Source organism: Faecalibacterium sp. (genome assembly GCF_052358865.1).
GTDB classification, from domain to species: Bacteria; Bacillota; Clostridia; order Oscillospirales; family Ruminococcaceae; genus Faecalibacterium; species Faecalibacterium butyricigenerans.
Window position 1 is genome coordinate 1 of the sequence record NZ_DAWCVJ010000110.1, and the last position, 6138, is coordinate 6138.

The 6138-nt window shown below is 57.3% G+C and carries 5 protein-coding genes, 1 pseudogene and 1 riboswitch; all 6 genes and pseudogenes read left to right on the forward strand.

The genetic code is table 11. From position 1 onward, the window contains the following. Positions 1-263 (forward strand): annotated as a pseudogene (locus ACT8X9_RS12485) (acetyl-CoA C-acyltransferase); the annotation flags it as partial. 121 nt (positions 264-384) lie between these two features. After that, positions 385-1170 carry an enoyl-CoA hydratase-related protein gene (locus ACT8X9_RS12490; RefSeq protein WP_156064786.1) on the forward strand — a complete coding sequence of 262 codons (786 nt, stop codon included), beginning with the start codon at positions 385-387 and terminating at the stop codon, positions 1168-1170. Positions 1171-1465: 295 nt separating this feature from the next. Beyond that, entirely contained in the window at positions 1466-2338 is an 873-nt protein-coding gene (locus tag ACT8X9_RS12495; RefSeq protein WP_444269207.1) for a 3-hydroxyacyl-CoA dehydrogenase family protein, read from the forward strand. A gap of 119 nt (positions 2339-2457) precedes the next feature. Further along, positions 2458-3627, forward strand: a complete 1170-nt coding sequence (locus ACT8X9_RS12500) for an acyl-CoA dehydrogenase (protein ID WP_227621594.1) — start codon at positions 2458-2460, stop codon at positions 3625-3627. 17 nt (positions 3628-3644) lie between these two features. Further along, on the forward strand, positions 3645-4439 hold the full coding sequence (acrB, locus tag ACT8X9_RS12505) for an acryloyl-CoA reductase electron transfer subunit gamma (RefSeq protein WP_227621593.1): 795 nt from the start codon (positions 3645-3647) through the stop codon (positions 4437-4439). Between the two features lie 21 nt (positions 4440-4460). Continuing rightward, the gene (gene acrA, locus ACT8X9_RS12510; RefSeq protein WP_249234346.1) at positions 4461-5555 is read left to right on the forward strand and encodes an acryloyl-CoA reductase electron transfer subunit beta; all 1095 of its coding nucleotides are present in this window, start codon (positions 4461-4463) and stop codon (positions 5553-5555) included. A gap of 200 nt (positions 5556-5755) precedes the next feature. Further along, a riboswitch (cyclic di-GMP riboswitch) is annotated at positions 5756-5831 on the forward strand. The last annotated feature ends 307 nt before the right edge of the window (positions 5832-6138 follow it).

Consider the following 6138-nt stretch of genomic DNA (forward strand, 5'->3'; position numbering starts at 1 on the left):
CCGTTGATGATATGGATCTGATCGAGGCCAACGAGGCATTCGCCGCTCAGTCCATCGCAGTCGGCGAGGCTCTGGGCTTTGACAAGGACAAGCTGAACGTCAACGGCGGCGCTATCGCTCTGGGCCACCCGGTCGGCGCTTCCGGCGCTCGTATCCTCGTCACCCTGCTGTATGCTATGAAGCATCGTGGTGCAAAGAAGGGTCTGGCTACCCTGTGCATCGGCGGCGGCATGGGCTGCGCAACCATCGTCGAGATGGACTAAGTTCCCTTTGAAGGGTCACTCCGGATATTGATACCGCCCGGACAAGGGGCAGGACCGGAGACCTGTCCCCCTGTCCGGGGGCTGATTTGAGTAAGATATAACCTGATTGGAGGTTTTCACAATGGCATTTGTAAAAACCGAGGTGCAGGGCGCTGTCGAGATCATCACCATCGACCGCCCGAAGGCACTGAACGCTCTGAACCCCGAGGTTCTGGCTGACCTGAAGGCTGCTTTTGAGGCAGTCGATCAGGAGACCATCCGCTGCATCGTCCTGACCGGCGAAGGCGACAAGAGCTTCGTGGCAGGCGCTGACATCGGCTCCATGAGCACCATGACCAAGGCCGAGGGCGAGGCTTTCGGCAAGCTGGGCAATGATGTGTTCCTGATGATCGAGAGCTTCCCCATCCCCGTCATCGCAGCCGTCAACGGCTTCGCACTGGGCGGCGGCAACGAGCTGGCTATGAGCTGCGACATCCGCATCTGCTCCGACAACGCTGTGTTCGGTCAGCCGGAGGTCGGTCTGGGCATCACCCCGGGCTTCGGCGGCACCCAGCGTCTGGCCCGTCTGGTGGGCATGGGCATGGCAAAGCAGCTGGTCTACTCTGCACTGAACATCAAGGCAGACGAGGCATACCGCATCGGTCTGGTCAACGCAGTGTATCCGCAGGCTGAGCTGATGGAGAATGTCCTGAAGCTGGCAGGCAAGATCGCCAAGAACGCCCCCATCGCGGTGCGCAACTGCAAGAAGGCCATCAATGATGGCATCAGCCTCCCCATCGAGAAGGCTGTCGAAGTCGAAGAGAAGCTCTTCGGCGACTGCTTCGAGACCCACGACCAGCAGGAAGGCATGGCCTGCTTCCTGAGCCGTGAGAAACCGAAGCCCAAGGCTGTGTTCACAAACAACTAAAGGGTAAGCGACAGCCTCGGGCAGGCCATGCCGTCAAGAAGGGGCCCCCGCGAAAGCTTGCGCAGCAAGATTTTGTGGGGAGAAGGAGGTACTACGGAACAGAGTGAGCAACAGCAGCAATGCTGCTGCGAACGAAGTGGAGTCAGTACCGACGCGGCCTGCTTCCTGAGCCGTGAGAAACCGAAGCCCAAGGCTGTGTTCACCAACAACTAAAACCAACCACCTCTGCAAAGCCTCCCCGGAAAGGGGAGGCGGCGGAGAGGATATACATTACATAATAAAGGAGAGATTTCCCATGAAGATCGGTGTTATCGGCGCTGGCACTATGGGCCAGGGCATCGCAAAGGCATTTGCTCAGGTCGAGGGCAACACTGTTGCACTCTGCGACATCAAGCAGGAGTGGGCTGAGAATGGTCTGGCAAAGATCAAGAAGGGCTACGACAAGCTGGTGGCTAAGGGCAAGATGACGCAGGAGAAGGCCGACGCTATCGTCGCTGCCATCACCCCGGGCCTGAAGGAAGAACTGTGCGCTGACTGCGACCTCATCGTTGAGGCTGCTTTCGAGGATATGAAGGTCAAGCAGACCACTTTCGGCGAGCTGGATAAGATCTGCAAGCCCGAGTGCATCTTTGCTTCCAACACCTCTTCTCTGTCCATCACCGAGATCGGCAAGGGCCTGTCCCGTCCCATGATCGGTATGCACTTCTTCAACCCCGCTGACCGCATGAAGCTCATCGAGGTCATCGCTGGCTGCAACACTCCTGCTGAGACCGTCGAGAAGATCAAGGAGATCTCCGTAGCCATCGGCAAGAACCCCGTGCAGGTCAACGAGGCTGCCGGCTTCGTCGTCAACCGCATCCTGATCCCGATGATCAATGAGGCTGCCTTCATCAAGATGGAGGGCGTCTCCAACATCGCTGGCATCGACACCGCCATGAAGCTGGGTGCTAACCACCCGATGGGCCCCCTGGAGCTGGGCGACTTCATTGGTCTGGACATCTGCCTCGCCATCATGGACGTCCTGTACAAGGAGACCGGCGACAGCAAGTATCGTGCCTGCCCGCTGATCCGCAAGATGGTCCGCGGCGGCAATCTGGGCTGCAAGAGCGGCAAGGGCTTCTACGTTTACAACGCAGACCGCACCAAGACCCCGGTGGACGAGCTGTAATTTAGTTTGAAATTTCTCTCGGTCGCCCTCAAAAAGCGGCCGGGAGGAATTTGTTTGCACAGGACAAGCGTGCAGCTGCCCTGTGCTGAAAGAAAAACATCCGTTAGGAGGATATAGCGATGGATTTTACTCTGTCCAAGCAGCAGCAGATGGTGCAGAAGATGTACCGCGAGTTTGCTGAAAACGAAGTTAAGCCTCTGGCAAAGAAAGTTGATGCCGAAGAGTATTTCCCCAAGGAGACCGTCGAGAAGATGGGCAAGCTGGGCATGATGGGCATTTACTTCCCCACTTCCGTTGGCGGCGCAGGCGGCGATGTCCTGTCTTACGTCATGGCAGTTGAGGAGCTGAGCAAGGTCTGCGGCACCACCGGTGTTATCGTTTCCGCACACACCAGCCTGTGCGCAGCCCCCATCTACGAGAACGGCACCCCCGAGCAGAAGGCAAAGTACCTGCCCAAGCTGTGCAGCGGCGAGTGGCTGGGCGCTTTCGGCCTGACCGAGCCGGGCGCCGGCACCGACGCTCAGGGCCAGCAGACCATCGCAAAGGAAGATGGCGATTACTGGGTGCTGAACGGCTCCAAGATCTTCATCACCAATGCCGGCTTTGCTGATGTCTTCATCGTCATCGCTGTCACCGACGTCGTGCCCGACAAGAAGGGCCGTCCCACCAAGCTGTGCTCCGCCTTCATCGTGGAGCGCACCGACCCGGGCTTCTCCGTCGGCAAGGCTGAGGACAAGATGGGCATCCGTGGTTCTTCCACCTGCGAGCTGATCTTTGAGGACTGCCGCATCCCGAAGGACCGTATGCTGGGCATCCGTGGCAAGGGCTTCCAGCTGGCTATGGCCACTCTGGACGGCGGCCGTATCGGCATCGCCTCTCAGGCTCTGGGCATCGCCGAGGGCGCTCTGCAGGAGACTGTCGCTTACGTCAAGGAGCGCAAGCAGTTTGGCCGCAGCATTTCCGCTTTCCAGAACACCCAGTTCGAGCTGGCTGAGATGAAGGCCCGCATCGAGGCTGCAAAGTATCTGGTCTACGCTGCCGCTCTGAAGAAGCAGGAAGCAATGAACGGCGCAAAGGTCCGCTACAGCGTCGAGGCTGCTGAGGCTAAGCTGATCGCAGCCCGCACCGCCAGCGATGTCACCCGCCGCTGCCTGCAGCTGTTCGGTGGCTACGGCTACACCCGTGATTACCCCATCGAGCGTATGATGCGCGATGCCAAGATCACTGAGATCTACGAGGGCACCAGCGAAGTGCAGATGATGGTCATTTCCGGCGCGCTGCTGAAGTAAGGGAGGCAAGATTTACAATGAAAGCAATCGTTTGTGTAAAGCAGGTTCCTGATACCTCCGGTAAGGTGGCCGTCAAGGCGGACGGTACTCTGGACCGTGCCTCTATGGCAACCATTACCAACCCCGATGACCTGAACGCTCTGGAGGCCGCCCTGAAGCTGAAGGACGAGACCGGCTGCGAAGTCGTCGTCGTCACCATGGGTCCCCCGCCGGCCGAGGGTATGCTGCGTGAGCTGCTGGCCCGCGGCGCTGACAAGGCTGTTCTGGTGTCCGGCCGCGAGTTCGGAGGTTCCGATACCTTCGCAACCAGCCAGATCCTCGCTGCTGCGGTCAACAAGATCGGTGTCGGCCCCGAGGACGTCGTGTTCTGCGGCCGTCAGGCAATCGATGGCGATACCGCACAGGTCGGCCCTCAGATCGCTGAGAAGCTGCACCTGCCTCAGGTGACCTATGTTGCAGACATCCAGAAGGATGGCAACACCCTTACCGTCAAGCGTATGCTGGAAGACGGCTACATGATGGTCAAGGTGCAGACTCCCTGCCTGCTGACCTGCATCAAGGAGCTGAACCAGCCCCGCTATATGAGCGTCAACGGCATCTTCACCTGCTATGACAAGCCGATGGAAGTGTTCGATTACAACGCGCTGAAGGACGATCCGCTGATCGAGGTCGATACCATCGGTCTGAAGGGTTCTCCGACGAACGTCTTCAAGTCCTTCACTCCTCCGCAGAAGGGCGCAGGCACTATGCTGACTGGCGACGATACTGCTGCACAGCTGGCTGGTATCCTGGCCAAGAAGCACCTGATCTGATGAAAGGAGCATAGGATTACAATGGCTGATTTTAACGAATACAAGGGCGTCTGGGTCTTCTGCGAGCAGCGCCAGGGCGCACTGATGTCCACTGATTTTGAGCTGGTCAGCGAGGCCCGCAAGCTGGCTGACGAGCTGGGCTGCGAGGTCACCGGTCTGCTGCTGGGCGACAACGTGGAAGGCATCGCAAAGGAGCTGGGCGGCTATGGTGCTGATAAGGTTCTGGTTTGCGAAAGCCCCCTGCTGAAGGATTACACCACTGACGCATACGCTAAGGTCGTCTGCGACATGGTCAACGAGTATAAGCCTGAGGTCCTGCTGATCGGTGCTACCAACATCGGCCGTGACCTTGGCCCCCGCTGCGCAGCTCGTCTGCACACCGGCCTGACCGCTGATGCGACCCATCTGGACATCGACACTGCAAAGTACGTCGAGTTCCTGAAGGAAAGCTCCACCATCGACCTGTCCAAGCAGAAGTTCGATTATGAGGATCGCAACCTGAAGATGACCCGTCCCGCATTCGGCGGCCATCTGATGGCTACCATTATCTGCCCCCGCTTCCGTCCCCAGATGTCCACCGTCCGTCCCGGCGTCATGAAGAAGGCTCCCTTCGATCAGGCCAAGGCAGATGCCTGCCAGATCGTGAAGCCCGCATTCAGCCTGACTGCTGACGATGTGAAGACCGAGGTCCTGAGCGTTGAGAAGGCAGCTGAGAAGCTGGTCGATCTCATCGGCGCAGACGTCATCGTCTCTGTGGGCCGTGGCATCAGCAAGGACGTCAACAAGGGCATTGAGCTGGCTGAGCAGCTGGCTGCAGCTCTGGGCGGCGGCGTTGTCGGCGCATCCCGTGCCGTCACCGACGCAGGCTGGATGACCGCCGACCATCAGGTGGGTCAGACCGGTAAGACCGTCCACCCCAAGATCTATGTGGCTCTGGGCATCTCCGGCGCGATCCAGCACACCGCAGGTATGCAGGATTCCGAGTGCATCATCGCCGTCAACAAGAACGAGTCCGCCCCCATCTTCGGCGTGGCTGACTACGGTATCGTTGGCGACCTGTTCAAGGTCGTTCCCGAACTCATCAAGCAGATCGAGGCAGCAAAGGCTGCTCAGTGATCGGCTGAGAAATAGGTCTCTGGAGGGCAGCTCGAAAGGGCTGCCCTCCTTTTTTGTGTTACAGCCAAAAAATAATAAAAATTCTAAAATTTACCATTGACAGAGCTAAGGGAGTATGGTATATTATTGCCAGAGAGATGAAGGCGCGTGAGCGCTGGAAAATCAGTTAAATCTGATCGACTCAAAAAAGAGTTTGCGAATAGAATATTTAGCAAAATAGTTGAAAAGCTATGACGCAAAGCTAAAGGGCCTGTAAAATGGTAGCCAGTTGCATTTTGAGGAATTGCCTTTACTTTGTCTATGAGTATTGTGGTTCCTCTTTTTTTAGTCGCCGGAACAGATTTGAGTGATGATGTCTTTCGAAAGTCCCCCGATAGACGAGCAGGAAACGTCTCTTGGGGGATTTTTTATGCCCTTTTGCGTCCCGCGGCTGCGATACCTATATAAAGATAGTATGGTTTTGCGTCTGAAAAATACAAGAAGATGAAGCCGATTTCAGTCAGCGCGAAAAAACTTGAAAAAAGAAGTAAAAAAGTGTTGACATCCGGGCGGTGATGTGGTATTATACTTGAGCGCCAAGCGC

Coding starts and splice junctions, on each gene's coding strand:
- ACT8X9_RS12490 (WP_156064786.1), top strand. CDS start 385: ATGGCATTTGTAAAAACCGAGGTGCAGGGCGCTGTCGAGATCATCACC.
- ACT8X9_RS12495 (WP_444269207.1), top strand. CDS start 1,466: ATGAAGATCGGTGTTATCGGCGCTGGCACTATGGGCCAGGGCATCGCA.
- ACT8X9_RS12500 (WP_227621594.1), top strand. CDS start 2,458: ATGGATTTTACTCTGTCCAAGCAGCAGCAGATGGTGCAGAAGATGTAC.
- acrB (WP_227621593.1), top strand. CDS start 3,645: ATGAAAGCAATCGTTTGTGTAAAGCAGGTTCCTGATACCTCCGGTAAG.
- acrA (WP_249234346.1), top strand. CDS start 4,461: ATGGCTGATTTTAACGAATACAAGGGCGTCTGGGTCTTCTGCGAGCAG.